This window comes from Maritimibacter sp. (assembly GCF_016774595.1).
Classification (GTDB): Bacteria; Pseudomonadota; Alphaproteobacteria; order Rhodobacterales; family Rhodobacteraceae; genus Maritimibacter; species Maritimibacter alkaliphilus.
The window spans coordinates 1,836,659-1,861,996 of sequence record NZ_JACBWT010000001.1; the positions used below are offsets into that span (position 1 = coordinate 1,836,659).

The 25,338-nt window shown below is 64.9% G+C and carries 22 protein-coding genes; 5 read left to right on the forward strand and 17 right to left on the reverse strand.

Features of this window, described 5'->3' with window-relative positions:
- Positions 1-24: 24 nt before the first annotated feature.
- The 14 genes from HOY44_RS09320 to HOY44_RS09385 form a co-directional block, all read right to left on the reverse strand.
- Positions 25-750: an ABC transporter permease gene (locus HOY44_RS09320; protein WP_050772036.1), complete on the reverse strand. Its 726-nt coding sequence runs from the start codon at positions 748-750 to the stop codon at positions 25-27.
- 92 nt (positions 751-842) lie between these two features.
- Positions 843-1,625: an ABC transporter ATP-binding protein gene (locus tag HOY44_RS09325; RefSeq protein ID WP_138422417.1), complete on the reverse strand. Its 783-nt coding sequence runs from the start codon at positions 1,623-1,625 to the stop codon at positions 843-845.
- A 64-nt stretch (positions 1,626-1,689) separates the two neighbouring features.
- Complete coding sequence (locus HOY44_RS09330) at positions 1,690-2,694, reverse strand: ABC transporter substrate-binding protein (protein ID WP_138422416.1); 1,005 nt, start codon at positions 2,692-2,694, stop codon at positions 1,690-1,692.
- 162 nt (positions 2,695-2,856) lie between these two features.
- Positions 2,857-5,484, reverse strand: coding sequence for a nitrate reductase (locus HOY44_RS09335; RefSeq protein ID WP_287434469.1), 2,628 nt, complete (start codon positions 5,482-5,484; stop codon positions 2,857-2,859).
- Complete coding sequence (gene nirD, locus HOY44_RS09340; RefSeq protein ID WP_287434470.1) at positions 5,484-5,816, reverse strand: nitrite reductase small subunit NirD; 333 nt, start codon at positions 5,814-5,816, stop codon at positions 5,484-5,486. Before nirD ends, HOY44_RS09335 begins: the two co-directional genes overlap by 1 nt.
- Positions 5,813-8,245 (reverse strand): nitrite reductase large subunit NirB, encoded by a 2,433-nt coding sequence (gene nirB / locus HOY44_RS09345; RefSeq protein ID WP_287434471.1) that lies wholly within the window; start codon positions 8,243-8,245, stop codon positions 5,813-5,815. Before nirB ends, nirD begins: the two co-directional genes overlap by 4 nt.
- Positions 8,242-8,664: a globin family protein gene (locus HOY44_RS09350; RefSeq protein ID WP_287434472.1), complete on the reverse strand. Its 423-nt coding sequence runs from the start codon at positions 8,662-8,664 to the stop codon at positions 8,242-8,244. The genes nirB and HOY44_RS09350 overlap by 4 nt, the downstream gene beginning before the upstream one ends.
- Positions 8,665-8,669: 5 nt before the next feature.
- Positions 8,670-10,376, reverse strand: a complete 1,707-nt coding sequence (locus HOY44_RS09355) for an ABC transporter ATP-binding protein (protein WP_287434473.1) — start codon at positions 10,374-10,376, stop codon at positions 8,670-8,672.
- A gap of 5 nt (positions 10,377-10,381) precedes the next feature.
- Positions 10,382-11,467, reverse strand: coding sequence for an ABC transporter permease (locus HOY44_RS09360; protein WP_138422410.1), 1,086 nt, complete (start codon positions 11,465-11,467; stop codon positions 10,382-10,384).
- A 122-nt stretch (positions 11,468-11,589) separates the two neighbouring features.
- A complete protein-coding gene (locus HOY44_RS09365) occupies positions 11,590-12,960 on the reverse strand; it encodes a CmpA/NrtA family ABC transporter substrate-binding protein (protein WP_287434474.1) in 1,371 nt (456 codons plus the stop codon).
- A gap of 246 nt (positions 12,961-13,206) precedes the next feature.
- A complete protein-coding gene (locus tag HOY44_RS09370) occupies positions 13,207-14,409 on the reverse strand; it encodes a CmpA/NrtA family ABC transporter substrate-binding protein (RefSeq protein WP_287434475.1) in 1,203 nt (400 codons plus the stop codon).
- Complete coding sequence (locus tag HOY44_RS09375) at positions 14,406-14,990, reverse strand: ANTAR domain-containing response regulator (protein ID WP_008332103.1); 585 nt, start codon at positions 14,988-14,990, stop codon at positions 14,406-14,408. Before HOY44_RS09375 ends, HOY44_RS09370 begins: the two co-directional genes overlap by 4 nt.
- Positions 14,991-15,090: 100 nt before the next feature.
- On the reverse strand, positions 15,091-15,771 hold the full coding sequence (locus HOY44_RS09380; protein WP_148912494.1) for an NAD(P)H-binding protein: 681 nt from the start codon (positions 15,769-15,771) through the stop codon (positions 15,091-15,093).
- Positions 15,772-15,798: 27 nt separating this feature from the next.
- Positions 15,799-16,518, reverse strand: a complete 720-nt coding sequence (locus HOY44_RS09385; RefSeq protein ID WP_138422406.1) for a DUF4386 domain-containing protein — start codon at positions 16,516-16,518, stop codon at positions 15,799-15,801.
- A gap of 174 nt (positions 16,519-16,692) precedes the next feature.
- Here HOY44_RS09385 and HOY44_RS09390 point away from each other — a divergent pair, with 174 nt between their 5' ends.
- Positions 16,693-17,577 carry a LysR family transcriptional regulator gene (locus HOY44_RS09390; RefSeq protein WP_287434476.1) on the forward strand — a complete coding sequence of 295 codons (885 nt, stop codon included), beginning with the start codon at positions 16,693-16,695 and terminating at the stop codon, positions 17,575-17,577.
- On the opposite strand, the gene HOY44_RS09395 is transcribed toward HOY44_RS09390, so the two are convergent.
- Complete coding sequence (locus tag HOY44_RS09395; RefSeq protein WP_287434477.1) at positions 17,537-18,742, reverse strand: FAD-dependent oxidoreductase; 1,206 nt, start codon at positions 18,740-18,742, stop codon at positions 17,537-17,539. The two genes, HOY44_RS09390 and HOY44_RS09395, sit on opposite strands and share 41 nt — an antisense overlap.
- Before the next feature lie 154 nt (positions 18,743-18,896).
- Here HOY44_RS09395 and HOY44_RS09400 point away from each other — a divergent pair, with 154 nt between their 5' ends.
- The 3 genes from HOY44_RS09400 to HOY44_RS09410 all read left to right on the forward strand — a co-directional run bounded on the left by HOY44_RS09400 (position 18,897) and on the right by HOY44_RS09410 (position 21,447).
- Positions 18,897-19,301 (forward strand): DoxX family protein, encoded by a 405-nt coding sequence (locus HOY44_RS09400; RefSeq protein ID WP_138422403.1) that lies wholly within the window; start codon positions 18,897-18,899, stop codon positions 19,299-19,301.
- A 93-nt stretch (positions 19,302-19,394) separates the two neighbouring features.
- The gene (locus HOY44_RS09405) at positions 19,395-20,684 is read left to right on the forward strand and encodes a hypothetical protein (protein ID WP_287434478.1); all 1,290 of its coding nucleotides are present in this window, start codon (positions 19,395-19,397) and stop codon (positions 20,682-20,684) included.
- 1 nt (position 20,685) lies between these two features.
- Positions 20,686-21,447 (forward strand): COG3904 family protein, encoded by a 762-nt coding sequence (locus tag HOY44_RS09410; protein WP_287434479.1) that lies wholly within the window; start codon positions 20,686-20,688, stop codon positions 21,445-21,447.
- A 3-nt stretch (positions 21,448-21,450) separates the two neighbouring features.
- On the opposite strand, the gene HOY44_RS09415 is transcribed toward HOY44_RS09410, so the two are convergent.
- Positions 21,451-22,401, reverse strand: a complete 951-nt coding sequence (locus HOY44_RS09415) for a YihY/virulence factor BrkB family protein (protein WP_287434480.1) — start codon at positions 22,399-22,401, stop codon at positions 21,451-21,453.
- 172 nt (positions 22,402-22,573) lie between these two features.
- Between HOY44_RS09415 and HOY44_RS09420 the strand changes: the two genes are divergently transcribed.
- A complete protein-coding gene (locus HOY44_RS09420; RefSeq protein ID WP_287434481.1) occupies positions 22,574-24,223 on the forward strand; it encodes a PAS domain-containing HWE histidine kinase family protein in 1,650 nt (549 codons plus the stop codon).
- Between the two features lie 3 nt (positions 24,224-24,226).
- Here the strand turns inward: HOY44_RS09420 and HOY44_RS09425 are convergent, their stop codons facing one another.
- A complete protein-coding gene (locus HOY44_RS09425; RefSeq protein ID WP_287434482.1) occupies positions 24,227-25,318 on the reverse strand; it encodes a transglutaminase-like domain-containing protein in 1,092 nt (363 codons plus the stop codon).
- Between the last annotated feature and the right edge of the window lie 20 nt (positions 25,319-25,338).

Here is a 25,338-nt window from a genome sequence, read left to right on the forward strand (position 1 = left end):
TCGGGCCGGTTCACCGGCCCGAAATCACCCCGGAGCCCGCTCTGCCCAACCCGCGAAAATCTTCTCGAGCGCCACGACGATGTAGTAGAGAACGATCCCCAGCAGCGCCAAGGCGATCAGCACGGCGAACATGAGCGGATAGTCCGAGTTGGTCTTGCCGCTGTCGAACAGCGCGCCAAGCCCCCGGCCATGCGGCGACACGATCTCCATCAGGTTCGTGCCGATAAAGGCAAGCGTCACGGCCACCTTCAGCGCGCCGAAGAACTCCGGCAGGGTCTTGGGCAGCGCGATCTTCCAGAAAATCGTCGCCTGTTTCGCGCCCAGCGCGCGCAGGATGTCGCGATACTCCGGCTCAAGCGTCGACAGGCCGATACTGACCGACACGGCAATCGGGAAGAACGAGATCATGAAGGCCATGAGGATCGTGTTGAAGTTATGCTCGCCCACGAACATCAGCGCGACGATGGGCACCACGGTCGCCTTAGGGATGGCGTTGAAGCCGACGAGCAACGGGTAAAGCGCATCGCGCATCAGGCGCGAAAACCCCATGATCATGCCAAGGAACAGGCCGACGATGACGGCCAGCACCAGCCCCACGACCGTCCGCCACAGGGTCTGCCAACCCATCGTGATGAACAGGCCCCAGTATTTCGCGTAAGCCGGAGGCAGGTCCGAGGGTGAGGCCATGACGTAGTTCGGCCAACCGTTCACCCAGACGAGCAATTCCCAAAAGACGAGGAACACCACCATCGCAGCGATCGGGGCCAAAACCGCGCGGCTGGCCAAGGCCTTGAGGAACGAGCCGCCGGGCGTCGACGGTTTCAGATCGGGTACGTAAGCCATTATGCAGCGGCCCTTCCTTGGGCCACTTCGATCTGGTGGCGCAGAATGTTCAGCATCTCCGCCGCTTCCGGCGTATAAAGGTGGTCGAGGTCGCGGGGGCCGGTGTTGGGCACGTCCAGCACGTATTGGGTCATGGCCGGACGCTGGCTGAGGACGACGACCTGATCGGCCAAAAAGATCGACTCGCGCAGGTCATGGGTGATGAGGACCCCCGTGAACGGTTCCTCTTCCTTCACCTTGTGCATGGTTTGCCACAGGTCTTCGCGCGTGAATGCGTCGAGCGCGCCGAAGGGTTCATCGAGGATCAGAACCTCCGGCTTGTGAACCAGCGCGCGGCACAGCGAGGCGCGCTGGCGCATCCCGCCCGACAATTCCGAGGGGCGCTTGTCCCCGAACCCCGTCAGGCCGACGAGGTCGAGCAGGTAATTCGCACGCTCCTTCTGCTCGGCCTTGGTCATCTTGGTCGAGACGATTTCGAGCGGCAGCATGATGTTTTCCAGAATGGTCCGCCATTCCAGCATCACCGGGTTCTGGAACGCCATCCCGACGGTGGAGCGGGGGCCGGTCACCACCTCGCCATGCACCATCACGCGGCCCTCGTCCGGCTTCATCAGCCCGGCGATCAGACGGGTCAGCGTGGATTTTCCGCAGCCCGACGGGCCGACGACGGCGACGAAGCCGCCTTCGTTCACCGACACCTCCAGCCCGTTCAGAACCGGAAGCGGCCCTTTGGCGGTCTTGTAGGCGTGGCGCACGCCCTCGATTTTTATCATTGGATACATGGTCCCACCCCTTTCCCCGGAACGGATTCCGGGCGCGAGGTGCCCCCCGCGCCCGGCAAAAGGATCACTCCAGCGAGAAGCCGCCTTCGGGCAGGTATTCCTCGGTGAAATAGAGCGACGCATCGGGTTCGTTCTGGAACTCGTAGGTCAGCTTGATCTGCTCGATGGCGCTGTCCATCCGCGCCTCGTCGATGGTGCCGAACGCGGTCATCGCGGCCTCGGTCGCGACGTTGGCGTCGATCGACAGTTGCAGACGGCGGGTTTCCAGATCGGCATCGGCCGCCGGGTTCCGTTCCATCAGGCTGGTCACGGCCGTCGCCGGATCGGCGATTGCGTCTTTCCAACCCATCGCGACGGCTTCGAGGAAGCCTTTGACCACGTCGGGGTTTTCGGCGGCGAAGTCCGTGTTGACGATAATCGCGTTGCCGTACAGATCGACGCCGTAGTCGGCCATGAGCAGCGTGACGAGATCATCCTCTTCCACACCCAGACGCGCGGCGTTCAGGTAGGAGGTGAACGAAAACCCGGTGATCGAGGCGACGTTGCCCTCGGCCAGCATCGGTTCGCGCGTCGGGAAACCCACGGGTTCGACCGTGATCGCGTCCATGTCCAGATCGTTCTCGGCGGCGAAGATCGGGAACTGCGCCCAGGCGCCATCGGGCGGCGGCGCGCCCAGCACCTTGCCCTCGAGCGACTTCGGGTCGTCGGTGATGCCCAGCGAGGCCCGGCCGATCACGGCGAACGGAGGCTTGTCGTAGATCATCATCACGCCGGTGACAGGCGCGCCGGGGTTCTGGTCGAGGAACTTGATGACCGAGTTGATGTCGGCGAACCCGATGGGGAACGCCCCGGTGGCGATTTTCGGGATCGCGTCGAGCGACCCGGCGCCTTCCGAAATCTCGACCGACAGCCCTTTTTCTTCGAAATATCCTTTGTCGATAGCGACGAAATACGGGGCGGCCGGGCCCTCGAATTTCCAGTCCAGCGCGAAAGGAACGTCGGTCTGGGCCGACGCGGCACCACCGATCAGCGTCAGGGCGGCGGCGGTTAGAACAGCGCGATGAAACACGATTGAGTCTCCCTTGTTTTCAAAGCCTCGGAACCATTGTTTCAATTGAAACGGGCGGTCCAGAATATCCGTGCCCTTTTCAGGCGTTCGGAAGGCGTGCCTTAGGATTGCACACTTCGTGTCAACGTTTGCCTAAAATTTGACCTCAGGCAATGCTGCCGATCACTCGGCGGCCTGCGGGCGCAGGTGCGCCTCCAGCAGCGCGCCAAGCTCGGCCCGGCAGGAGCCGCAGTTCGTCCCCGCCTGAAGCTGCGCGCCGATGGCATCGACGCTCATCAGCCTGTGCTCTTCGATGGCCGCGACGATGGTGTTCAGCCCGACGCCGAAACACGAACAGATCGTCGGCCCCGGATCGGGCATGTCGGCGGGCGCCCGGCCCGACAGCGCAGCGGGCGCGTCGGTGCCGACCAGCCCGGCCAGATAGTCGCGCGTGATCGCCGCCGGTTCGCGCGAGATGAACAGCGCCGCCTCGAGCCGCCCGTTCGCCGTGAACGCGAAGCGGTGGATGCCCCGCGTGGGGTCTTCGACTGCCTGAACTTCGGCACCCGTGTCGAACAGATCGCGGGCAAAGCCCTCCCAATTCGCAGGCGCCGTCAGCCCGGCGAGTTCGGCGCGATACCCGGCATCGGTGCGCGTGCGCGTCCAGTATTCGGCTTTTGGGGACAGGTCGCGCGACGACACGGCGAACCCGTACCACGCAGCTTCGAAAGGCTCGACGCTGACGGTTGCGGCCTTGCTTTCCGGCTGCCCCGACACCGGGTCCACGTGCCCCGGCACCAGCGCATCGACGCGGGCCGACGGCGCGGTCTCACCCGTCCAGTGCATCGGCGCGAACACCTGACCGGGGCGCACCGCATCGGTCACGAGCGCGCGCAGAATGGCCGCGCCGTGATCGTTCGCCACCCTGACCAGTGCCGCAGGTTTCAGGCCCAACGCGCGGGCGTCTTTCGGGTGAATTTCAAGAAACGGCTCCGGCAGATGCGCCGACAGACGCGACGACTTGGCCGTGCGCGTCATGGTGTGCCACTGGTCGCGCATCCGGCCCGTGTTGAACCGGAAGGGCCGTGCATCGGACAGGCCCGACACCGGCGCACGGTGCGACACCGGAACCATCCGCGCCTTGCCGTCCGGCGTGAAAAACCGCCCGTCGCCGAAGAACCGCCCGCCGCTGCGCGTGGCCGACACAGGCCAGCGCACCGGGGCGAGCGCGTCGTAGTCCGCGTCGCTCAGTTCGGCCAACGCCGAGATGTCGAAGTCGCGCCCGAAACGCGCGGCCAAACCGGAAAGCGCGGCATACTCGCGGAAAATCTCGGCGGGCGACTGGAAATCGAAGGCAGCGCCCCAGCCCATGCGCCGCCCGACCTCGGCGATGATCTCCCAATCCGGGCGGGCCTCTCCCGGCGGAGGCAACACGGCCCTCTGGCGGCTTATCGTCCGGTCGGAGTTGGTCACTGTCCCCGACTTTTCGCCCCATGCCGATGCAGGCAGCAACACGTCCGCCAGCCGCGCGGTATCGGTCCGGTCGGTCACGTCGCTCACGACCACGAAATCGCAGCCCGCGATGGCATCGCGCACCCGGTCGGCATCCGGCATCGAAACCGCGGGGTTCGTATGGATGATCCAGAGCGCCTTGATCCTGCCCTCGCCCACGGCGCGGAACATATCGACGGCCTTCAGCCCGGCAGCTTCGGGCATTTCAGGCGAGGTCCAGAAATCCTGCACCGTCGCGCGGTGTTCGGCGTTTTCCAGATCGAGATGACAGGTCAGCATGTTCGCCAGACCGCCCACCTCACGCCCGCCCATGGCGTTGGGCTGCCCGGTGACCGAGAACGGACCCATCCCGACCCGTCCGATCCGGCCCGTCGCGAGATGACAATTCAGGATCGCGTTCACTTTGTCGGTGCCCGAGGTCGACTGGTTCACACCTTGGGAAAAGACCGTGACGACCTTCTCGGTCCCGCACCACAGATCGAAGAAGGCCCGGAGCTCGGCCTTGCCAAGCCCTGTTACCGACAGATCGTCCCCGGCGGCGGAAACGAGAGCCTCCTCAAGTCCGGTGACGTTTTCGGCAAAGGCGTGGTCGATCTTTCCACGCATGGAAATTTCGCTCAGCAGCCCGTTGAACAGCGCCACGTCGCCGCCCGGCGCGACGGCAAGGTGCAGGTCGGCCCCGTCGCAGGACGCCGTGCGTCGCGGGTCGATCACCACCAGCTTCGTGCCACGCTTTTTGCGCGCCGCGATGATGCGTTGATAAAGAACCGGATGACACCATGCGAGGTTCGATCCGGTGAGAACGATCAGGTCGGCCTCTTCCAGATCGTCATAGGTGCCGGGCACCGTATCGGTCCCGAAGGCCCGCTTGTGCCCCGCCACGGTCGACGCCATGCACAGGCGCGAGTTGGTGTCGATGTTCGCCGTGCCGAAGTAGCCTTTGGCGAGCTTGTTCGCGACGTAGTAATCCTCGGTCAGCAACTGGCCCGAGACATAGAGCGCCACGCTATCGGGGCCGTGCTTGGCGATGGTTTCGCCAAACCGCTCCGCCACCAGGTCAAGCGCCTCGTCCCAACCCGCCGAACGCGCGCCGATGCGCGGGGTCATCAGCCGGTCGTCCAGCCCAAGGGTCTGACAAAGCTGCGAACCTTTGGAGCACAGCTTGCCCCGGTTCGCCGGATGCGCCGGGTCGCCCTTGACCTCCATCCCGCCCTGCCCGTCGGGACGAAGCAGCACGCCGCAACCCACCCCGCAATAGGGGCAGGTCGAGCGGATCTCGGGTAGGCCCGTCCCGTCCATCAGGCGGCGCTCCTCGCAGCGAGTTCGCTGATGTCGAGGAACAGCCGCCCGCCATCGACACGGATCGGATAGGTCGCGATCACGCCCTCGTCCGCCCCCTGCGCCTCGCCGGTTTCGAGGCTGAAGACCCAGTTATGGAGCGGACAGGTCACCTTGTTGCCATGCACGATCCCCTCGGACAGCGGTCCGCCCTTGTGGGGGCAACGATCCGAGGCCGCGAAGACCTCGTCGCTCGCCGTGCGGAACACCGCCACGCAGCCCGCATGGGTTTTCACAAGACGCGCGCCCCGTTCCGGGATGTCGTCGATATGGCCGATGTCGATCCAGTTCATTCCGCAGCCTCCAGCATGAGATTGGCGAGTGGGGCGTAACGCTCGGACTTGGCGACTTCCGCCGCCCACGGGTCGGTGCGATAGACCGATTGGGAAATCTCGAACCGCTCCACGAGGTCAGCGCGCGTGCCAGCATCCGCCAGCGTATCCTTGACCCAGTCGAGCCCGACCTTGGCGACCCATTTGTAGGGCCGGTCGAGATACTTGGCGCGCTCGCGGTAAAGCTGGATGAACGCCGTCACCCATTCGAGCACCTCGTCCTCGGTCTTCACCGCGACGAGCGCCTCGGTCTCCTTCACCTCCATGCCCGCAGCGCCCGCGACCGAGATCTGGTAGCCGCTGTCGACGCAGACGACGCCCACGTCCTTGCAGGTCGCCTCGGCGCAGTTGCGGGGGCAGCCAGAGACGCCCAGTTTGACCTTGTGCGGCGTCCACGACCCCCAGAGCAGCTTTTCCAGCTTGATGCCCAGCCCGGTCGAGTCCTGCGTGCCGAAGCGGCACCATTCCGACCCCACGCAGGTCTTCACCGTGCGCAGGCCCTTTGAATAGGCATGGCCCGAAACCATCCCGGCCGCATTGAGATCGCGCCAGATCGCGGGCAGATCCTCTTTCTTGACGCCCAGAAGGTCGATGCGCTGACCGCCCGTCACCTTCACCGTCGCACCGTATTTGTCGGCGGCGTCGGCGATGGCGCGCAGTTCGTTCGCGTCGGTCATCCCGCCCCACATCCGGGGCATGACCGAATAAGTCCCGTCCTTCTGGATGTTGGCATGGTTGCGCTCGTTCACGAACCGCGACTGCGGGTCGTCCATGTAGTCGAGCGGCCAGTCCGCGAGCAGATAGAAGTTCACGGCGGGGCGGCAGACGTGGCAGCCGTTCACCGTCTTCCACCCAAGCTCCTGCCAGACGGCGGGTTGGGATTTCAGTTCCTGCGACTTGATGAGCCGCCGAACATCCTCATGCGTATGGTCGGAGCAACCGCAGATCGGCTGGGCCGTCGGCATCTGAAAATCGTCGCCGAGCGTGGCGGCAAGCACCTGTTCCACCAGCCCCGTGCAGGTGCCGCAGGAATTCGACGCCTTGGTCGTGGCACGAACGGCGGCCAGATCGCCCGCCCCGCCTTCGATCGCCTGAACGATGGTGCCCTTGCAAACGCCGTTGCAGCCGCAGATTTCCGCATCATCCGGCAAGGCTGCAACGGCCGCCAAAGGGTCCGCCGTGGCCCCCCCTTGGAACGCGGGGCCGAAGATCAGGGTGTCGCGCATCTCGGCGACATCCGTGCCGTCCTTGATGTGGTTGTAAAACCACGCGCCGTCGCCCGTATCGCCATACATCACCGCGCCCACGATCCGGTTGCCTTCCAGCACCAGCCGCTTGTAGACGCCGCGCGCCGGGTCACGGAACACGATATCCTCGCGGTTGGCGGCTTCGGCGAAATCGCCCGCGCTGAACAGGTCGCAGCCGGTCACCTTGAGCTTGGTCGACACCTCCTTGTTCACGAAGGTCGCAGGCTCGCCCATCAGCGTCTTGGCGAGCACCTTGGCCTGATCGTAAAGCGGCGCGACAAGGCCGAAAATCGCCCCGTTGTGCTCCACACATTCGCCCAGCGCGAAAATGCTGGGGTCCGAGGTCACCATCTGGTCATCCACGTGAATGCCTTTGCCGGTGGCAAGCCCGGTGTCCTGCGCGAGCGCGATGTTGGGCCGGATGCCGACCGCCATGACCAGAAGGTCACAGGGCAGTTCCGTCCCGTCATCGAGCATCAGGGCCTTCACCCGGCCGTTCTCGCCGACGATCTCTTTCGAGTTCGCCTGACAGAGAACGGTGATGCCCTTGTCCGTGAGTGATTTGCGCAGAAGGTATCCGGCCGCCTCGTCAAGCTGACGCTCCATGAGGTGACCCATGATGTGAACGACGGTGACGTCGACACCACGCGCGGCCATCCCGGCGGCGGCTTCGAGACCCAAGAGACCCCCGCCGATCACCACCGCCTTCGCACCGGGCTTGTCGCCAAGCTGCATCATGGCCTCGGTGTCCTCGAGGTCGCGGTAGGGGATCACACCGTCCAGATCGTGACCCGGCAGCGGAATGATGAACGGGTTCGACCCGGTGCCGAACACCAGCTTGTCGTAAGCGACTTCGCCCTTTTCACCGACGACCACATTGCGTTCGCGGTCGATGCGCAACACGCGCTCGCCGAACCGGCAAGTGACGCCGTTCGCGGCATACCAGTCGTCGTCATGCGTGACGATCTCGTCATAGGTCTTGTCGCCCGACAGGACCGGCGACAGCATCAGCCGGTTATAGTTCCCGCGCGGCTCGGCGTTGAACAGCGTCACGTCGTAAGCGTCGGGGTTGGCGTCGAACAGATGCTCCAGCATCCGGCCCGAGGCCATACCGGCCCCGATGACAACGAGTTTCTCGGTCATTGCAGCGCCTCCTTCGGGTAAGCGGCTTGTTTCATCACGGATGACAGGGTGCCGTAGGCTTCGATCCATGCGGCCCGCACATCGGATGTGAAATCCGGGCCAAGACCCTGCTCCAACGTGCGGATGAGCGATGCACCGACCTTGTCGTAATGCTCAGGCTGGACGCCGTAATCGACGTGCCGGATGGCGAGCGCCTGCGCGGCGGGAACGATCTGGTCGAGCGTGTGCAACCCGTTCACAACGACGGCGAGCGTGCCCATCAGCTTCATGCCCTGCTCGTTCATGTTGCCTTTGAACAGGGGGCGCACTTCCGGTGCGGTCGCGAACAGGTCCGAGTAGAAGAGTTCGGCCGCCGTCGCCTTGATCGGTTCGACCTTGGCGAAGCTTTCCTGAACCAGCGTGATCGTCTTGTCGTCCATGCCCGTCACTCCGCGGCCACGGCTTTGGGCGCGTCCACGTCCGCAGCCTTGGGTTTCGGTTTCGCGCCGTGCTCATATTCGTCGAGGAAGGTCAAAACCTCTTCGCGGTAGTGGTAGTAATCCGGGTGTTCCAGCAGCGCCTTGCGGGTGCGCGGGCGCGGCAGGTCGACTTCGGTGATCTTGCCGATGGTCGCCTGCGGCCCGTTGGTCATCATCACCACGCGGTCGGCCAAGAGGATCGCCTCGTCCACGTCATGCGTGACGCAGATCGCGGTGACCTTGGTGCGGTCCCAGACCTCCATCAGCACTTCCTGAAGCTCCCACCGGGTCAGGCTGTCGAGCATCCCGAAGGGTTCGTCGAGGAGCAGGAGTTTCGGCGACAGGGCAAAGGCGCGGGCGATTCCGACGCGCTGGCGCATCCCGTTCGACATATCCGCCGCCGACTTGTCCATCGCATCGCCCAGACCGACGCGTTCGAGGTAGTATTCCACCACGTCCTGACGCTCAGCCCGCGAGGCTTTCGGATAAACCTTGTCCACCCCGATCGCGACGTTCTCTTTCGCGGTGAGCCACGGGAACAGGTTGGGCGACTGGAACACGACGGCGCGCTCCGGGTCGGCCTCCACCACTTCCTTTCCGTCCAGAATGATCCCGCCCTTGGAAATCGCATTCAGCCCGGCGGTCATGGTCAGGACCGTGGACTTGCCGCAGCCCGAATGCCCGATCAGCGAAATGAACTCGCCTTTCTTCAGGTTGAGGTCGAAATCCTCGACCACCGTGAGCGGCCCCTTGGGGGTCGGGTAGATCTTATGGATGTGCGAAAACTCGAGGTATTTCTCGTCCAGCTTCGACTTCGCCGCCTCGACCACCGCATTCGGGGCCTCGGGGTCCATGTTGTGAATGGCGGTCACGTTGGGAAGCTGGCGGATGCCCTCTGCCTTGGCTTCGATTCCCACGTCCATCAGGTAGGTCGTCACCCGCGCCCTGAGCGCCTTGAACCTCTCGTCATGGTTCATGGCCGAGCGATCACGCGGACGCTCAAGCCCCACCCTGAACTCTTCGCCCAAGCTGCCGTCGGGGTTCAGTGCGATGATCCGGTCGGCCAGCAGAATGGCTTCGTCCACATCGTTGGTGATGAGCACGCAGGTCTTCTTGTCGGCGTTCCAGATCGCTTCGATCTCGTCGCCCAGATTGGCGCGGGTCAGCGCGTCGAGCGCGGAAAGCGGCTCGTCCAGCAGCAGCACCTCGGGATTCATGGCCAGCGCACGCGCCACGTTCACCCGCTGGCGCATCCCGCCCGACAGCTCCGCCGGGCGGCGCGTGACGGCGTGGGACAGGCCGACCATCTGCACATACTTGGCGACGGTCGCTTCCTTCTCGGCCTTCGGCATCTTCGGGAACACCGATTCCAGCGCCAGCATGACGTTGCCGTGCACCGTGAGCCACGGCATGAGCGAATAGCTCTGAAAGATCACGCCACGTTCCGGGCCGGGGCCTTCTATCGGCTTGCCCTTGAAACTGACGCTCCCCTTGGTCGGAAATTCCAGCCCGGCCATCAGGTTGATGAGGGTGGTCTTGCCGGTGCCGGAGAAGCCGAGCAGCACGAGGAACTCACCCTCCTGCACATCGAGGTCGATGTCTTTCAAGACATGGGTCGCTTCTGTGCCTTCACCGAAGGACTTCGAGACGTTCTTGAACTGGATGACGGACATGACGCTCACCGGTTGTTCGAGAAGGTGAAGGCCGACTGAAGCGCATACATCACGCGGTCGAGCAGGAAGCCGATGATGCCGATGGTGAACACCGCGACCATGATCCGGGCGAGCGATTGGCTGGAACCGTTCTGGAACTCGTCCCACACGAACTTGCCGAGGCCGGGGTTCTGGGCGAGCATTTCGGCGGCGATCAGGACCATCCAGCCCACACCCAGCGACAGGCGCAGCCCGGTGAAGATGAGCGGCAGCGCGGACGGGAGCACCAGCTTGGTGATCTTGGTCCAGGTGTTCATCTTGAGCACCTTCGAGACCGAGACGAGGTCTTTGTCGATGGAAGACACACCCAGCGAGGTGTTGATGAGCGTGGGCCACAGCGAACACAGCGTCACGGTAATGGCCGAGATGATGAAGCTCTTGGGGAGCAGCCCGTCCGTGCCCTCGGCCGCCAGCGCCGAGACGATCATTGTCACGATGGGCAGCCATGCGAGCGGCGAGACCGGCTTGAAGATCTGAACGATGGGGTTGATCGCGGCGTTCGCGATGGGCGACAGGCCCGCGACGATGCCGAGCGGAATGGCGATGGCAGACCCGATCAGGAAGCCGAAGAACACGGTTTTGATCGAGGTCCAGATCTGGTCGTAATAGCTGGGCGCGCCGGTGAAGGGGATGTCCTTCACTTTGTCCATCTCGCCCGCTTCGATGTAACGCTGGTTGCGCGCCTCGACGCGTTCGTTGTGTTGGGCTTCCTTGGCGGCCTTTTCCACGGCGTCGCCATGCAGGCTGACCACTTCGGTCCAGACCTGCGCGGGGCCGGGGATCGCCCCGAGCGAGGTCTGAACCTTGGGCGCGAGCGTGCCCCAGAGCACGAGGAAGGCGAGGATCGCGACCAGCGGCACACCCAGCAGGCGCCAGACGTCTTTCATCTGGGCTTTCGGGTTGTCGCCGGCGACGGCTTTCAGGATCGGAGTGATCCAGGCGAGGCCGAGAACCTTGAAGTAGGTGTCGGCCTTGTTGATGCGGGTGAAGAGCCGGGCCTTGCGGGCCTCGCGCGCGTCCGCCTCAGCGAAATTGGGATCGACGGTTGTCATGGGTTCTCGTCCTAAAGTTCGAGTGTGGTCAGGAGGGTGGGCCGCTCATCCGGGGCTTGGCCCGTCTTCGCAGGGTCTTGGGCGAAGACACGGCGAAGGTGTGGATGAGCGGCCCCCGTGGCTTAGCCCTGGATCTCGTTACCGATCACCTTCTGCTCGCCCTTGAGGCCGATCGGCAGGCTTTCGAGGTAAGCGTTGGGCTGGGTGCCGTCGAAACCGATGCCGTCGATCACGTCTTCGGCGGGCGTCGGGTCTTTGTAACCATCCTCATCGGCGGGCGGGAACATATCCTCGGTCGCGTAGCCCTCTTCGATGAGGAGCGCGGCGGCTTCCATGTAGATCTCCGGCTTGTAGACCGAGCGGGCGACTTCGTCGTACCAGCTGTCGGGCTTGGCTTCCGCGATCTGGCCCCAGCGGCGCATCTGGGTCAGATACCAGACCGCGTCGGAGTAGTAGGGATAAGTCGCGTTGTAGCGGAAGAACACGTTGAAGTCGGGAACTTCACGCTTGTCGCCCTTTTCATACTCGAACGTGCCGGTCATCGAGTTGGCGATGACCTCGTAATCCGCGCCGACGTATTCGGGGCGCGACAGGATTTCCACGGCCTCCGGGCGATTGGCGTTGTCGTTTTCGTCCAGCCACATCGCTGCACGGATCAGCGCCTTGGTGACGGCGAGCGTGGTGTTCGGATACTGCTCGGCGAACTCGGCGGTGATGCCGAAGACCTTTTCCGGGTTGTTCTTCCACAGCTCGTAATCGGTGATGACGGGCACACCGATGCCCTTGAACACGGCCTGCTGGTTCCACGGCTCACCCACGCAGTAGCCCGAGATCGTCCCGGCTTCGAGCGTGGCGGGCATCTGCGGCGGCGGCGTCACGGACAGGAATGCTTCGGCACCGATCTGGCCGGTCACGTCCTCGGGCGAATAATAACCGGGCTCGATCCCGCCGGCGGCCAGCCAGTAACGCAGCTCGTAATTGTGGGTCGAAACCGGGAACACCATGCCCATGTTGAAGGGCTTGCCGTTCGCGTTGAACTCTTCGATCACGGGCTTGAGGTAGCTGGCCGAGATCGGGTGCGACACGAGGCCGTCGTCGTTCGTCGGCAGGTTCGGCTTCATCATCTCCCAAACTTCGTTCGACACGGTGATGCCGTTGCCGTTCAGGTCCATCGAGAAGGGGGTGATGATATGCGCCTCGGTGCCGTAACCGATGGTCGCGGCCAGCGGCTGACCGGCGAGCATGTGCGCGCCGTCCAGCGTGCCCGAAATCACGCCGTCCAGCAGCACCTTCCAGTTGGCCTGCGCTTCCAGCGTCACGAACAGGCCCTCATCATCGAAGAACCCTTGCTCATAGGCCACGGCGAGCGGCGCCATGTCGGTCAGCTTGATGAAGCCGAAGGTCAGCACGTCTTTTTCAAGGTCCAGCATCTCGGCCGTGGCCGGCGCGGTGAGCGCGGTCGAAGCGGCGAGAGCAACGATCAGTTTCTTCATGGTTTCAGGTTCCCTTTGTGTGTCCCGAAGGCCGAAGCCAAAACGAAAAAGCCGCTCGAATCGTCATCGCGGGGAGGAGGTCGCGACACGGTTCGAGCGGCTTTGCTCAGTATGATCCCAGTCACTGGGAGGAATTCGTAGGCAGACATCGTTGCCCGCCTGTCATCATGAGTGCGCCCGTTTCGGGATGCGCTCAACAAAACCTTTGCCGCAGACAACGAAAAAACGCTGCGGTGCAGAAAGTGCTTAATTCTTGTGCGTGATTTTCGACCGGATCGTCGCGTCCGGGTCAAAAGTGCGCCGGTCGAAGAACAGATCGGGCGGCAGGGTCAGGCGCCCATACTCGCTCGCCACCGGGGTTTCGACCTCGATCGAGCCCTCGATCTTCGAGGAAGCGCCGGGCAGATCGAGGGCGATTCCCTCCAGCGCCGCGCGATAAAGGTCGGGGCGGAAGACCTGCGCCGCCTGTCGCAGCGACTCTTCCCGATCAAGGCCCATGCGCGCGGCAAGCTGGTTCGCGATCCACTGGGCCTGACTGCGCCACGGAAAGTTCGCCGCGCCTTTGTGAAAGCCGACGAACCCGTCGACGGTGCGCTGCTCGCCTCGGCTGGAAATGATGAGATTGCCGGACAGGGCCCGTTCGATCACCTCGGGCGGCAGGTCGAGGTATTCGGGCCGCGACAGAAGCTCGGCGGTCAGCAGCCGCGATTCCGGGTCCGCGATCCAGCGCCCCGACCGATAGACCGCGCGGATCAGGCGCGCGGACAGCCCGGTTTCGGCGGAGGCCCAGTCCGAGCGGACGGCCAGCACCTTTTCGGGCGAGAAACTCCAGATCGACTTGCCGGGCAGCAGGAGTGCGCCGACGCCGTTCTCGACGGCGATGGACCCCCACGGTTCCCCCACGCAGAACGCGTCGATCTCGCCCGCCTCTATGGCATCGGCCATAAGCGGCGGCGGCATCGTCTTGATGTCCACCCCCTGCGGCGCGGGCAGACCCAACGAGGACAGCCAGTAATAAAGCAGTTCGGCGTGCATCGACAGCGGGAAGGGAACGCCGATGCGCAACCGGTCCACCTTGGCGGCGATCAACGCCTCGCCCGCCGTTCTGGCGTCGCAGAAGTCGAAGCCGTGCCCGTTGTCGCGCAGCCGGTCCTCCAGCGCACGCGACACCCCGATGACCGTGCCGTTCACCGACAGGACGGCCAGCGCCGACAGATCGGCACCGGCCCCGCCCAGCCCCATCGCGGTCGCGACGGGCACGGGCGACAGCATATGCGCCGCATCGACACGGCCGAAGACGAGCATGTCACGCAGCGACGACCAGCTCGGCGCGCGCACGAGGTCGAGCGTCAGACCTTCTTCGGCCGCGAACCCCATCTCCTGCGCCACGATCAGCGGCGCGGCATCGACCAGCGGGATGAACCCGACGGACAGCACGGCACCCTTCATGACAACAGCCCCGCCGTCGTCACAAGCGCCTGCGCCACGTCGGCCACGCGCTTGTTCTGGTCCATCGCGGCCTTGCGCAGGATCGCATAGGCCTCGTCCTCGTCCACCTTCCGCGCCTTCATGATGATCCCCTTGGCGCGGTCGATCAGCTTGCGCTCTTCCAGCGCCCGCTTGGTCGTCTCAAGCTCCACCCGCATCCTTTGAAACATATTGAACCGCGTGACGGCGGCATCGAGGATCGGCTTCAGACGGTCCGATTTCAGCCCGTCGACCACATAGGCCGACACCCCGGCCTCGATCGCGGCCCGCGTCAGCCCCTCGTCTGACGTGTCCACGAACATCGCAACGGGGCGTTCGAGCGGGCCGGAGGCCAGCGCCAGTTCTTCCAGAGTGTCGCGCGACGGGTTCTCGATATCGACTAGAACCACGTCCGGTTTCAGATCCTTGATCTTGCCCGCGAGGTCGTTGGTTTCCGCGACGACCGTCACCTCGAAATCCCCGGCGACGCGCAGGCTTTCCTCGATCAGGATGCCGCGTTCCCGGTTCTTTTCGACGATGACGACGGAAAGCTTGTCTTTCATGCCCCTAGGCCAAGCCCGCCCCAGCGGATAAGTAAAGGCCCTCCCACAAGGGAAGGGCCTCTTTTCCGACCATTTGCCTAATTTCTAGGCAGCAGGGTCGCTATGCGGCATGGGCCACGGCGGACTGCGACACGCGGCTGACGATGGCGGGGGCCTGATGCACCAGCGTGTCGTCCGTCAGGGCGCTGACCATGAAAAGGGCGAAGTCGGTGCGCCGCACCAGCTTCGAGGCGAGCACGTCGTCCTGCGCGTGATGCGACCAGACCGGCAGCCCCTGACTTTCGCCTTCTTCAAGGTCAGGTCCACGCACCACGGTCCAGAGCCTGTTGGACGCGAAGATCGCATCGGTCGCGCGGTATTGGTCTTCGATGTCCACCAGCCGGGTGATGCGGGCGATCCGGGCGACGACGAGGGCCGCCTTTACCTTCCAGCTGAACCGATCCTGCCCGTCCATCGAGATGTGAAGTCCGCAGGAAAAGACGAGCCGCGCGCCGGGATCGGCAAAGTCGAGAACGGCTTTCGCGGTGCCCGAGGCGTAATCGTCGACCCCCCAGGGGACCAGCACGGTGAGAACGCCGTCGCAACCCTCGACTGCCTTGCGGATCACCTCCCGGTCGTTGGTCCGGCCGGGAAAGACTTTGATGCGGTCGCCGAAGCGGGCCAGCTTGCCGACACTCTCGGGGCGGCAGACCCCCTGGACTTCGTACCCCATCTTGAGGGCGTGTTCGGTCATGTACTGACCCAGTTTGCCGGAGATGCCGATGATGCAGATGCGTTTCATGGTTTTGGTTCCTTTCGGGTTCATGGTTCAGGCGGCGGCCAGCGCCGGGTTCAGGGGGGTGGGTTCCTTCGGCCCGCGAATTGCGAGCCAAAGGGCAAAGCCGACTTCCGACAGGGTGACGATGGCGAGGAAGCCGATGCGCAGGGTTCCGAACCAGTCGGCATCCGGGAAAGCGAAGGCATAGACGCTGTCGAAGATGTAGCCGAAGCTGCCGACGATCAGGCCGTAGCCGAACAGGCGCGGGACAAGACCGGACTTCAGGACGAGCGTGCCGAGCAGCATCAGGTGCATCCAGAAGAACGCCTGCCAGACCCAGATACCGGCATGGTGCGTGTCGATCATCAGCGCCGCGAGCGCGTTCCTGATCTCGTCGTTCGCCACGATGTCGCCTGTGGCGAGGCTGGTCAGACCGGCCTGGAACAGAAGCATCGCACCCATCACGGCCACCATCGCGAAGCGGGCGAGCATGGCGGCGAAGGCCAGCGTTTCGTTCGTGCGGCGGAAGATCTGGAACAGCATGGTCATGGTCATGACCTCGATCAGCATGACCAGCGTGTCGGCCCCGATCCCGGCGTTGTAGAGGCCGCGCTTGGCGACGAGGTTCGCCATGGTGCCCGCCGGATCGCCGGTAACGATCTGGCTCGGCACGTAACCGATGGCGAAGGCGCCGAAGACGGCGATCGAGAAGTAAAGGCCCCCGGCAAGGCGGCCGTAGTTGCGGGCGGTGGGATCGTTGAAGACTTTCATGACTTGGACCTTTCGGGCAAAGGGGCATCGGTCCGGTGCAAGCGGTGCTCCGGCGGTCAGTCCCGATTTCGGTTTGAATGTTGGTCGGCCTCTCGTTGGCCGGTGAGGATGTTTTAGCGCGGGGGCGTCCTCAACAAAATTGACCAATATCGTGGAATTGGTATGCATATCCGTATGGATTGGAAAAACGTCAGTTTCGACTGGAACCGCGCCCGCGCCTTTCTGGTGACGGCGGAAGAGGGCTCTCTATCCGCCGCCGCACGCGCGCTTGGCCTTGCCCAGCCCACGCTGGGGCGGCAGGTCGAGGCCTTGCAGGAGGAACTCGGCGTTACCCTCTTCGAGCGCGCGGGCCGGGGAATGCAGCTCACGCCCGCCGGTCACGCGATGATCGAACATGCCCGCGCGATGGGCGAGGCGGCGGGGCGGCTTTCAAACGTCGCTTTCGGTCAGAACGACACGATGGAGGGGCCGGTGACGATCAGCGCCTCGGATGCCTACGCCGGTCTCCTCCTCCCCCCGATCATCGAAAAGATGACCGAGGCCGAGCCGCGCATCACCGTGAACGTCGTCGTGTCGAATACCGCCTCGGACCTGCTCAGGCGCGAGGCCGACATCGCGATCCGAAACTTCCGGCCCGAAGAACCCGACCTCATCGCGCGCAAGATCCGCGACGCCGAGGCGCGGATGTTCGCCTCACCGGATTACGCCGCCTCCCTTGGACTGATCCAAAGCAAGGACGACTTCGCAAAGGCCCGCTTCGTCGGTCTGGACCGCACCGGGCAGTTTCTGGGGATGTTGCAGCAGATGGGTTACCCGATCTCCGAGGCGAACGTGCCCGTTCACACCGAGAACTTCCTCGTCATGTGGGCGCTGGTGAAACGCGGCATGGGGATCGGCATGATCGACTCGGTCATCGGCGACGCCGATCCGGGCGTCGTCCGGCTGTGGGAAGATGAACCGACCCTCGGTTTCCCGATCTGGCTCGTCGCCCACCGCGACCTGCACCAGAACCGCCGGCTCAGGTTCGTGTGGGATTTCCTCGCGGACGCCCTGCGATAGGCGGCAGCAGCGTGCCGCGCACGAGCCGGGCAAGCGCCGCGGGGATCGGCGGCACGGTGGAAAGGGGATAAAGCAGGCGGTCGCGAAGAAACGCCAAGGCCCGGCTGTCCGACTGGTACTGCGGTGTGAAGACGGCCGAGAGCAGTTGATAGCCCCAGACATGCCAGCGGCGGGTGAGGACATAGGCCCTCAGCGCATCGTCCAGATTGCCATGCCGCTCCATCGCCCAGGCCAAAGCACTCGCATCCAGAAGCGCCATGTTCGCCCCCTGCCCGAGTTGGGGCGAGGTTCGGTGCGCCGCGTCACCGATATGCACCATCCCGTCGCCCGCCGTGCGCCAGAGCGTGCCGTGGCCATAGCGCGCCATCGTGAAATCATCCGTCGCACCGATCTGATCCGCGAATTCCCACGCTTCCGGCCAATGCGCCTGCGCCTCCCGCTTCCACGCGTCCAGACCCGCCGCGCGCCAATCGTCGTATCCGCCCGAGGGCAGAGACCAGAACAGCGCCGCCTTGGGCCGATTGGCGCCCGCGGGTGTCCCGATGGGCAGCACCCCCATCATCCGGTCGGCATGGCTGTAGCGTTGGGTCAGGCGGTCCGGCTCGATCACGCCGAGCACCCAGTCCACGACGCTCCAGAGCGCGCCATAGGGAAGCGCCCGCGCCCGGATGGGCGACAGCATGGACCCCGACCCGCTCGCGTCGATCAACAGGTCGAACGCCCCGGTCCGCTTGCCACCCTCCAGCACGAAGCGTTGCCCGTCACGCCCGACGACCAGCGACCGCGGCGTGACCCCGACACCTTCGGCCATGCAAACCTCATGCAAGACCGAGAACAGGCTCGCCCGATGGATGCCCAATCCCTGATGCGCCGGGTCGGTGCCGTAGTCGGCAGCCAGCACGACACCCGCCTTCTGATGGCTCGTGCCCTGAATGCGGGTCAGCCCCTGCCCCTGCGCTTCGGCCTTGTCGAGAACGCCAAGCTCGGCCAGCACCGCGCGGCCCACGGGCTGCACGACCAGCCCCGACCCCACGGGGGCGGGCGCGTCGAACTGGTCGAAGATCTCGACCCTGTGACCGGCGCGGGCCAGAAACGCGCCGACCGCCAGCCCGCCGATCCCGGCCCCTGCGATTCCGATGGCTCGTGGCCTGCCCGTTCGGACCATACCGATCCCCGCCTGAATTAAGTGGCTGACTGATAACCGCTTTTATCACGGCCTCACGCGAAATGAACCCGCAAGCGATACCGGCTTCGGCAAGCTTCAGCCAGTCGCCGGACAGGGGGTTGTGGACCTGAAACCGCTTTGCCAAATACGGCCCATGTCGAACCTCCTGAACCTTGTCGGCCGCATCCTGATCGCGCTCATCTTTTTCGGTGGCGCGATCCAGAAGGTTGGCGATCCGGCCCCCGTGACCGGGATGATTACCGGCATCGGCCTGCCCGAGTGGCTGATCTGGCCGGTGGCGGCGTTCAACCTGATCGCCGCCGTCGCACTCGTCACCGGTCCCGGCATCAGGATCTGGGCGCTCATGCTCGCGGCCTATTGCATCTTCACCAGCTATTTTCATTGGGATCTTCGGGCGGACCCGTGGCAGGTCACGATCATGGTCAAGAACTGGGCCATCGCGGGCGGTCTTCTGATCCTCGCCAGTCAGGATACGGACGGGGTTTCGACCGGCGGCCGGCGCGCAGCGAAGACCGGGTTCCAGCCCGACCAGAAGTAAGCGAACCGGCGCTGAACACAGCCGCGTGCATTGTCGGTTCATCGCCCAGCCCCTACATTTTCAGGGACTGCAACGGGTGTGGCGGGGAAACCGGTGACTTCGAAAGACGCAAGCACGCGCTCCGGCGAGCGTGAAGGGGTCCGCTACGCGCGGGAACTGAACCGCCATATCACATGGCTCGACAGCTTCACGGGCGTAGCCCTTGGGGTTCTGGCCGCCGCTTCGGGCATCTACACCTATCTCGGCGTTCGGTCTTTGCTGGACGACACCGGCGCGTGGACGACCTTTGCCGCGCTCAGTTACTCGCTCGCCGTGTCGGTCGGTATTTTCGTGTTCTGGTCCTATATGCTCCGGCTCTTGCCCGCGATGCGCACCGCTGCGTCCCGGCTTGGCCTGATGCTGTCGATGGCTCTCGGTTCCGTCGCCATCGTCGCCATGTCGTCGTGGCTGAACGCCGCCGCGCTCGCGGGGGCCGCCGCCGTCGAACAGCATCTGGCCCACACGGTGCAGGACTATCAGACCGCCCTCGAACGGGCGCATTCCAAGACCATCGCCGGTCAGGCGCTGCAACGGGATGTCGCCCGGGCGCGCGAGACGTTTCAGGACCTCTCGGCGCAGGAGGACAGCGGAAACCTTTCGGGTCTCGCGGGGCGTGGCGCGGTGTTCCGGGTGCTCACCCAGAAATCCACCGAACTTCAGGGGCTCGAAGACCAGATCGCCGCGCAGGAGCAGGAGGTGGCCGAAGCTTTCGCACAGGGTAACGCCGTTCTCAGCCGGATGCGCGCCCTGTCGGTCGAACCCGGCGCGGTCGAGGCCCGCTCGGTCCGGTTCGCGGAAGAGGCCGTGCGCCTGTCCGGTTTGATCGCGGAATTGCGCCAGTTGAACGTGGCCCCGCTGGTCGCCCGTGCCTCGGCCGACCTGCGCGACAGCGTGGTTCTGCCCGACCTCGACGCTGGTTCCGCCGAGGGGCGTGCGAGCCAGCAATCGACCATCGCAAGCGTCATGACGCTTCTGGCCGACCGCGCCTCGACGCTGGAGACGGCAGCGGCCGAGGTTCAGGCGCTCCCCGATGCCGAAGAGATCGAGTATACGCCGCTGTCCGCCGCCGACGCGGTGATCCGCTACGCGGGCAACTTCGTGCCGTCGTGGGCCGGGGCCATCGCCATCGACCTGTTGCCCGCCGTTCTCGTCTTCGTCCTCATGGTCACCCATGCGGCGATCCGGCAAGGGAACGGGGTGCAGACGGTCGAGGACACCATGACCGTGGCCGAGATGCGGGCGGCGCTCGACGCGGCGCGAAGCCTCGACATGATCCCGCACGAACCCGACCCGACCCCGCCGGAGCGCGATTCCGACAAGCGCCATGTCCGGGCGGTCGACTGAGATGAGCACCGAGACGACCGACGCCACCGACCCGGCACCGACCGGCATCCGGCGCGCCATCGCTGGGATCGTGGGCGTGCAGGTGGCGATTGCCGCCGCGCTCCTCATCACCGATCTGGCGGGCAGCCTGCCCCGGATCGACCCGCTCACCCGGCAGTCGCCCTCCGGCCCCTCAACACGGCCCTATTCGCCCGACCGCGCGCCATCGACCCTGCCCGGCGAACGGCCCGATACGGGGCCGATGCCCGAACGGCTGGAAGTGTCGGCGGACGGCCCGACGCTGACCCTGACGGGGCAGATCGCCCCCGGTGACGGGGCGCGGATCGGTGACGAACTGCGCACCCGCGCGGGCGCCGGCCAGACGGTCGCCACCATCCGGCTGGACAGCCCCGGCGGCTCGGTCTCGGATGCGCTCGAAATCGGAGAACTCATCCGGGGCAGCGGCATCGACACCGAGATCGTCGCGAATGCGATCTGCCTGTCGGCCTGTCCCTACATCCTCGCGGGCGGGGTCGAACGGACGGTCGCCTCGACGGGACGTGTCGGGGTGCACCAGCATTATTTCGGGGAAAGCACCATCCTCCCCGCCTTCATCGCGGTCGAGGACATTCAGCGCGGTCAGGCCGAAGTCATGGCCTATCTCACGCGGATGGGAATCGGGCTGGGCATCATGGAACACGCCATGCGCACGCCGCCCGATCAGATCTACCTACTGTCGCAGGAAGAACTGTCGGAATACGACATGGTGACGGCGGCGCAGTAGGCCCTATCCGGCCTGCTCGCCCTCGAACGCGTCCGCCTTGACCGCGCCGCGCTGACCCCTTGGACGGTCCCGGCCAACGGTCGTATCCATCAGGTGCTGCGCCTCGATTTCGGCATTGAGCTTGGCACCCAGAAGCACGACCAGCGCCGAAATCCAAAGCCACATGAGCAGGACAATCGCCCCGGCGAGCGTTCCGAAGCTCTCCTGATAGCTCCCGAAATTGTCGGCATAGATCGAGAACCCGACCGAAGCAGCGCCCCACAACAGACAGGCCAGCACCGCGCCCGGCAGGATATAGACCCAGCGCGCCGACCGACGATCCGGCCCGTAGCGGAACAGGATCGAGAATGCGCCGATGGTGAATATGAGCAGCACCAACCAAGGCACGATCCTCACCACCGTCTCGACCACGCCGCCGAGAGGCAGGAAATTCAGCGCGATGGGCAGCACCACCATGACCCCGAGCGAAAAGATCACGCCGATGACGAGGAAAACGGTCAGCGCGAACACCGTCAGCTTCGCCCGGATCAGACCGCGCTCGTCCTTTTCGGCATAGGCCACGTTCAGCCCCACCATCAGGTTTTCGACCCCCTTCGACGCGGAATAGAGCGCAAGAAGCAGGCCAAGGATCGCGGCGAGCCCCAGCCCGCTTTCATCCGATCCGGTCACGGATGTCGCCTGATCCAGTATGATGCTCGCGGCCCCGTCGGGCAGCACCGCCGCGAATTCCTGCAACGGGTCCGTGATTTCGGCGGGATCGAAGAACAGGCCCGCAACGGCGATTGTGGCGGTGATCGCGGGAAACAGCGACAACAGCGCGAAGAACGCGACGCCCGCCGCGATCAGGGTCAGACGGTTCTCGTTGAACCGCGTCCACACGCGTTTCAGGATCGCGAACCACTCCGCCCCGGAGAACGCGAGCGAGCGATTGGAGTGTTGCGCAGTGTCGACCATGACGTCTCGGTGCCCCCTTCGTGTCATTCAGGACTTACCAGACCAACCATGCTTGAATTCCATTGTTCCGAACATGCGCTATTCGGCCCGGCAAAACATGCAGCCACCGAAAGAATTTGCGTGATACGGGGCGTTCCACCTAACGTGGGACATGAACCCTCCGCAGGGCCCGATGGCGAGTCGGCCCTGCAACGTGGAAGTGGAACCCCGGTTGCTCAGACGCCAGCCCCCCGTTTTCAACAAGGCATCGTTTCTGTCCGGTTCGGGCGAAATGGCGGGCCGGATGCGCGATTTCGACTGGACGAACCATCCGCTCGGGCCGCCCGAAGACTGGCCGACCGCGCTGCGGTCCGCGCTGGGTATCGCGCTGAACTCCACCTTTCCGACCTGCATCTACTGGGGGTCGGAGCTGCGCCTGCTTTACAACGACAGCTGGTCGACGATCCCCGGCCCGCGGCACCCGGATTGCCTGGGCGAACCCGCGGCCGAGGTCTGGTCCGACATCTGGCACGTCATCGAGCCGCAGTTCACCGAGGTGATCTCGACCGGCGAAGGGCTGTTCGTCGAGAACCAGATGCTGCCCATGCGCCGCTTCGGGGTCGAAGAAGAGACGTACTGGACCTACAGCTTCACCCCGATCCGCATGGATGACGGGTCGATCGGCGGGATTTTCAACTCGGGCAGCGAGACGACGACGCAGCTTCTGCAACAAAAGAACACCGCCTTCGTGCTGGAACTGAGCGACGTGTTTCGCAATGTCGCCGACCCGACCGCGATCCGGCCCAAGGCGCTCGCCATGCTGGGCCAACACCTCGACGCCGACCGGGTCGGCCTGCGGGAACGCGCCGCCGCCGGGCCCGCGACCCAACTCGACATTACCGAACAGTGGTGCGCGACCGGAATCAATCCCGTGACGCCGCGCCCCGGCGCCGCGACGCTCGACCACAAGATGTGGGCGAGCCTTCTGGACGGGCACGTGATCCGGCTGGACGGAACCGATGCCGACCGGCTGGCCGTCGAAAAGCAGATCCTCGATTCCATCGGATGTGCTGCGGCCCTCGCCGTGCCATGGGCCGAGGATGGCGAGACGACGGCGGTCATCTTCGTCCACTCCATGACCCCGCGCCACTGGACCGATCTTGAGGTCGAGGTGGTCGAAGCCGTTCTCGAACGCACCATGCACCTTGTCGCCCGCGCCCGTGCGGCCGAACGTGAACGCGTGATGACGAACGAGATCAACCACCGCGCCCGGAACCTTCTGTCGGTGGCACAGGCCATCATCCGGCTCGCGCGGCCCGAAGACCCCAAGACGATGCGCGACAAGCTGGTGTCGCGGATCGGCGCGCTGTCGAAAAGCCACTCCCTGCTGGCGGATTTGAAGTGGGAGCCGGTGGCGCTCAGAACCCTGCTCGATCAGGAACTCGCGCCCTATGTGTCCGGCACGGACGGAACTGCCGAACTCACCGGCCCCGATGTGGTCCTGTCGGCCACCCAATGTCAGGCGCTTGGCCTCGTCCTGCACGAGCTTGTCACCAACGCGGCCAAATACGGCGCGCTCAACGACACCGGCGGGCGTCTGCGCGTGCGTTGGGACGTGACCGACCGCAACACTCTGCGCATCGACTGGTCGGAACGGTGCCGCACCCCGGTCCAGACCACCGACAAGGTTGAGGGTGGCTTCGGCTCACGGCTTCTGAACCTGATGATCGAACGGCAGCTCGAAGGCTCGTATGAGCGTGACCTGCGCCCCGACGGCCTCCATTTCGTCATCGAAATCCCGTGGAGCGCGGCACCGACCCCGGTGCTCGAGCCGCAGGATTAGGGATCAACGGGTAAGTTCGACCGCCGTGATCGCATAGGCGAAGGTGGCCGGGTCCAGTTCGTCGCGCGGCTTTCCGTCGATCTCGGCCTGCGGGTACATCAGGAACGGCACGGTTGCGTTCTCCGCCCCCGGCAGAACGACGTCATGGGCGAAATTGTAGCCGATCCAGTTGCCTTCCCAGCTTCCGAACAGCCCGGCCCGCGCATCTTCCACCAGCGGATGATCGAGCGGCAGGTTCCCCTCGCCCTCCTGCAACATCACCTTGCGCACGTCGGCAGGATCGGCCGGAATCCAGCCGTATCCATCGACGAACACCTCGGCCCGGCAATGCTGCGCTTTGGTGACATCCTCGGACCCGGCGCCAAGGCTCTTGTAGCCGAAGGCCGAGGGCGCCACGCGCAGGCCATAGACATCGCGCGCCGGAAGACCGGCGGCGCGCGCCAGCCCCACGTAAAGCGCATTCAGGTCGGCGCATTTGCCCGTCAGATCGCCCACTTCCAGCATCGAGGCGATATCGCCAAGCCCGCAGCCCGGCGTGTCCGGGTTGCGCGCGGTGTTCTCGACGATCCACTCGTAGATCGCCCGTGCCTTGCGCAGATCGGTGTCCGCATACTGGGTAATCATGTCGGCGGTTTCCTTGACGATCCCGTCGGTCGGCAAAAGCTCGGTCGCCGCCGTGTAAAGCGCGCGCTCCTCTGCGCTCAGGCTGGCATCGCTTGTCGGCGCGCTCAGATCCTTGGCCCGATCCTGCGTTTCGACCCGTGCGACGATGTTCAGCGTCGCCGTCTCGACCCCCGACCATTCGGCGTGCAGATACTGTGCCCCGCTCGGCCCATCCGTCACGATCTCGGCCCTGTCCGCGTTCGTCGTCCACTCCACCGCCTGCGGCTTCATCCAGCCGCCTTCGTGGACCGACGGCACCGGCACCCAGGCCTGTGAGGGCTTGCCGCCCGCCGGCAGATCGACCCGGGTGGTCAGTTCGAACAGGCGCCAGCCCGACGGCTGCGGCTGGAACGCGGCCAGCCCCGCCTTCGGCAGCATCGCCGCGAAAGGGGCCGCCGCGCCAAGTTTCATGAGGCTGCGCCTGTCGATCATCGTCTCGTCTCCTGTTCACG